Raw genomic sequence first — 4456 nt, forward strand, 5'->3', positions numbered from 1 at the left:
GGCTCAATCCGGCGCATCTGCGCCTGCGACAACCAGATCAAATCACTCATGACGACGCCTCCATGCGCCGCCAGTGAATCAGACCAACCCCGCCTTGGGAATCATTTCAATGGGTCCTGAGCCTAGTTCCCCGAATTTGTCAACGACGGACCGACTTGCTCGGGACGTCCGCTTTGGGTCGCGGCTGTGTGGAGACGCGCTGACATCCGATTGGCGACACGGTACCTATCCCCATAGAGCCTGTTGCGGGGTTTTCATGTCACACGGACTCCTGCGACCAGCCCTCCTCGCCCCCGGCGAAGCCGAGAGGGGGAGGATTGAGGAGAGGGTCGGCGCGTGAGAACGTGATCCGCCGATGGGACGGCGAGGATGTACGGCGGCGACGCTTGATGGCCCTCGACGTCCCGCCAGAGTCGCCCAGCCGGCCCTCTCCCAACCCTCTCCCTCTCGTCGCCCTCGCGGTCGCCAGGTCGCGGGGGAGAGGCGGTGATGGCCGAAGGCCCTCGTTCCTGCCCACGCTTGTCTTCCACCGCCCCCGCCGCCACTCTCCGGGCGATGACCACGATTCAGGATGTTGCGCGCAGCGCCGGGGTCTCCACCGCGACGGTGTCCCGGGTGTTCAGCGCGCCGGATCAGGTGGCCGAGGGCACGCGCGCCCGGGTCCGGGAAGCGGTGGCGGACCTGGGCTACACCCCGAACCTGGCCGCCAAGACGCTGCGGACCCTGCGCACGGACAAGATCCTGGTGACCGTGCCCGACATCTCCAATCCGTTCTTCTCGCAGGTGATCCGGGGCGTTGAGGAGGCGGCCACGGCGGCGGGCTATGCGGTGCTGCTCGGCGATACCCGCCACGAGGAGGCCCGCGAGGATCAGTACGCCCAGATGCTGCTGCGCAAGGAGGCGGACGGGCTGATCTTTCTAGGGCACCGCCTGCCGGATGCGCTGGCCGCGATGGTGGCCCGGATGGGGCCCCGCACGCCGATTGTTAACGGTTGTGAGTTCAGCCCGAGCCTGAGCGTCTCCAGCGCCCACATCGACAACGAACGCGCCGCCGCCGAGGTGATGGCGCACCTATGTGAGATAGGTCACAGGCGGATCGGCGTGATCACCGGGCCGCTGATCAGCCCGATCAGCCGCGATCGGCTGGCCGGGGTCCAGGGCGCCGTCCCGCGTCAGGCGAAGCTCAAGGCGCTGATCGTGGCCACCGGCGACTTCTCTATCGAGTCGGGCGAGGCGCGGGCCGGGGAACTGCTCGATCGCCCCTCACCGCCCACGGCGCTGTTCTGCTTCAATGACGAGATGGCCATGGGCGCGCTGGCGGCGATCCGTCACCGGGGGCTGAAGTGTCCGGATGACATATCGGTGGTCGGCTTCGATGATATCCGTTTCGCCCGCTATCTCGATCCGCCGCTGACCACCATCAGCCAGCCGACCCACGAGATCGGGCGTCGTGTGGTCAAGCTGTTGCTGGATATCCTGAGCGGCGAGGCCGCAGATCGGCGCGACGTGACCTTGCCGCACCAGTTGGTTATCCGGGGAAGCACAGCGCCGCCGCCGAAGGGACCCTCCACATGACCGCTGACCTGCTTGACCGCCGGAACCAGGCGCTCGGCGCCGGCGCGGCGTGATTTGCACCGACGCCACCTATCACGGCAACATCCTGATGGGGCAGGACCGCCTGACGGTGATCGATTTCGACGAAGCCTTGATCCCGACCTTCATGATGATCCGCCGCATGGCGCAGGTAGGCTGGCTCCATCAGCGTCCGGAGATCGATGCACGTGAGTTCATGGAGACGGCGGGACCGGAGGTCTGCCGCCAGTGCGCCGCCTTCAAGCCCCCTTTCTGAGGTCGCCAGGACGAGTACCACCTAGCCTTCCGTCGCGGGAACACTCGCATTTACGGCGCAGCACGCTTGACGAAGCCTCCGTCTGTCAGGAGGAAAGACGCCCTGGGAGGTTCCACAATGTCCGACGTCGATCCGAAAGACCTGCAAGCCTTCGCCGAGGCCGCCGACGCCTGGTTCAGGGAAAACGTGAACCGCGATCCGGGTTTCATGCTGCCTCTGACCTTCATGGAAGTGGGCACGGATCAGCAGTTCCACTTCCTGCGCGACTGGCAGAACAAGGTCTATGAGGCCGGCTATCTGGGCGCGGCCTGGCCGAAGGAATATGGCGGCGGCGGCCTGGCGCAGGCGTTTCAGGCGGAGGCCACCCGGGCCATGCGCCGCCACGGCGGACCGATCTTCCTGAACGCCATCGGCCTCAACTGGACCGGGCCGCTCCTGCTTGACATGGGTTCGCCGGCGCAGCGTGCGAAGTATCTCAAGGGGATCCTGTCGGCGGAGGACATCTGGTGCCAGGGTTTCTCGGAGCCGGAGAATGGCTCGGACCTGGGCAACGCCCAGACCCGCGCGGTACGGGATGGCGACAGCTACGTCGTGACGGGTTCGAAAATCTGGACGACGCTGGGCAAGTACGCCCGCTACATGATCCTGCTGGCGCGGACCCAGCCCCCGGGTGATCGCAAGTACGACGGGCTGACCTTTTTCCTGGCGCCGATGAAGATCGACGGCGTCGAGACCCGGCCAATCAAGAAGCTGACCGGCGAACATGGCTTCACCCAGACCTTCTTCCGTGAGGCGCGGATCCCCGCGGACGAAATCGTCGGTGTCGAGGGCGGCGGCTGGAAGGTGGCCATGCGGACCCTGGAGTACGAGCGCGGCGCGCGTGGCGGCCAGGCGGGCGGCTATGTGGCGGTGGGGTCCAACGCCTGGGACGTGCTGGAGATGGCGCGCAAGATGACCCGCGGCGGCAAGCCCGCCCTTGAAGATCCAGCGCTCCGCGCCCGGATGGTGGACTTCATGATCGACATCCAGAGCAACGCCCTGTGCTCGCAGCGCTCGGGCTTCAGCCCGCTCAACACCGATCGGCCAACTGGCGTGGCGCTGAGCGGCAAGCTGATGCACTCGGAATTCTCGCGCCGGATCAATGAGTTCGCCATCAGCCTGAACGGCGCCCACGGAGCCTACTATGTGGGCGACCCCAACGCCGTCGACGGCGGCTGGTGGACCCGGTCCTACCTGAACGCCTTCTCGGGCACGATCGGCGGCGGCACCTCGCAGATCCAGCGCAACATCATCGGCGAGCATGTGCTCGGCCTGCCGAAGAGCTGAACCGGATGGCCACGAGCACCATGGGACACGGCTGATGCAGGAACTGGGACGGCTGGGATTCAGCGAGGATCAGGGCAGCCTGCTGGAGGTGGCGACCTCGTTCTGCGCGAAGCGGTCGCCGATGGCGCGCGTGCGCCAGTTGATCGAGGACGACACCGGACACGATCCCGACGTCTGGCGCGAGATCGTCGAACTGGGGTGGCTGGGTATCGCGATCCCGGAGGCCTACGGCGGCGCAGGGCTGCAACTGGCCGAGGTGGTTCCGGTCATGGAGCAGATGGGCCGCTACATGCTGGCCGGGCCCTTCTATTCCACAACCCTGGCCGCTCAGGCGATCCTGGCCGGCGGCACGGAAGATCAGAAGCGGACGCTGCTGCCGAGGCTGGCCGAAGGGTCGATCACCAGCCTGGCCCTCTGCGAGGCTAACGGCGACTGGGACCTCGCGAACATCACCTGCACCGCCACGGCGACCGGATCGGGCGCGCTGAGGCTCTCGGGTGAGAAGCGGCTTGTCAGCGATGCGGCCTCTGCGTCCAACATCATCGCCTCGGTCATGCTGGACGGTCGTCCGGCGATAGTGTTGATCGACCGCGCCACGCTGGGCCCCGATGCGCTGCGCCGCGAGGTGATTATCGACGAGACCAAGCGGGCGTACAGCCTGTCCCTGGACGGCGTCGAGGTTCCAGCGGCCAACCTGCTGGACCCGGACCGCGCCGGGGCCGCGCTTCACCATATTCATCTGACCGCCAACCTGCTGGCAGCGGCCGAGATGTGCGGCGGCACCCAGTCGGTGATCGACTACACGCTCGACTACCTGAAAACCCGGGTGCAGTTCGGCCAGCTGATCGGCGCCTACCAGGCGCTGAAGCACCCGATTGTCGACGCCTACGTCAGCTACGAGCAGACCCGCAGCCACGTCTACAGCGCCGCCCATTGCTTTGGCGAACAGGGCGTGGGCGAGATCGCCACACGCATGGCCAAGGCCCAGGCCGACACCACCCTCTCGTTTGCAGCGGACCGGGCCATCCAGTTTCACGGCGGGTTCGGCTTCACCTATGACTGCGACGCCCAGCTCTATCGTCGCCGCGCCATCTGGCATGCCTCGCAATACGGCGACGCGGCGTGGCACAAGGCGAAGCTGGCGGACCTCCTGCTCTAGAGCGGTTTCCCTACGCTGTGAATCGGGAGGGATTCCCAAATCAGTGATGGAGTGATTCAAGCTGCATGCTGGTGAAGGAGGCCGGCATGCATGGGTCATCCTCTGTCATGTGATCTTCGGGA

The 4456-nt window shown here is 66.3% G+C and carries 4 protein-coding genes; all 4 read left to right on the forward strand.

Features of this window, described 5'->3' with window-relative positions; all coding sequences use genetic code 11:
* The first annotated feature begins 555 nt into the window (after positions 1–555).
* Positions 556–1575 carry a LacI family DNA-binding transcriptional regulator gene (locus ACIQ3B_RS18065; protein WP_397405068.1) on the forward strand — a complete coding sequence of 340 codons (1020 nt, stop codon included), beginning with the start codon at positions 556–558 and terminating at the stop codon, positions 1573–1575.
* Positions 1576–1624: 49 nt separating this feature from the next.
* Positions 1625–1849, forward strand: coding sequence for a hypothetical protein (locus tag ACIQ3B_RS18070; protein ID WP_397405062.1), 225 nt, complete (start codon positions 1625–1627; stop codon positions 1847–1849).
* 117 nt (positions 1850–1966) lie between these two features.
* Positions 1967–3175: an acyl-CoA dehydrogenase family protein gene (locus ACIQ3B_RS18075; RefSeq protein ID WP_397405064.1), complete on the forward strand. Its 1209-nt coding sequence runs from the start codon at positions 1967–1969 to the stop codon at positions 3173–3175.
* 34 nt (positions 3176–3209) lie between these two features.
* A complete protein-coding gene (locus tag ACIQ3B_RS18080; protein ID WP_397405066.1) occupies positions 3210–4334 on the forward strand; it encodes an acyl-CoA dehydrogenase family protein in 1125 nt (374 codons plus the stop codon).
* Positions 4335–4456 lie beyond the last annotated feature (122 nt).

This window comes from Phenylobacterium sp., assembly GCF_044358365.1.
Taxonomy (GTDB): Bacteria; Pseudomonadota; Alphaproteobacteria; order Caulobacterales; family Caulobacteraceae; genus Phenylobacterium.

What these genes read in the sequence shown, in the direction of transcription:
- ACIQ3B_RS18065 (WP_397405068.1), top strand. Translation starts at nt 556, where the DNA reads ATGACCACGATTCAGGATGTTGCGCGCAGCGCCGGGGTCTCCACCGCG.
- ACIQ3B_RS18075 (WP_397405064.1), top strand. Translation starts at nt 1,967, where the DNA reads ATGTCCGACGTCGATCCGAAAGACCTGCAAGCCTTCGCCGAGGCCGCC.
- ACIQ3B_RS18080 (WP_397405066.1), top strand. Translation starts at nt 3,210, where the DNA reads ATGCAGGAACTGGGACGGCTGGGATTCAGCGAGGATCAGGGCAGCCTG.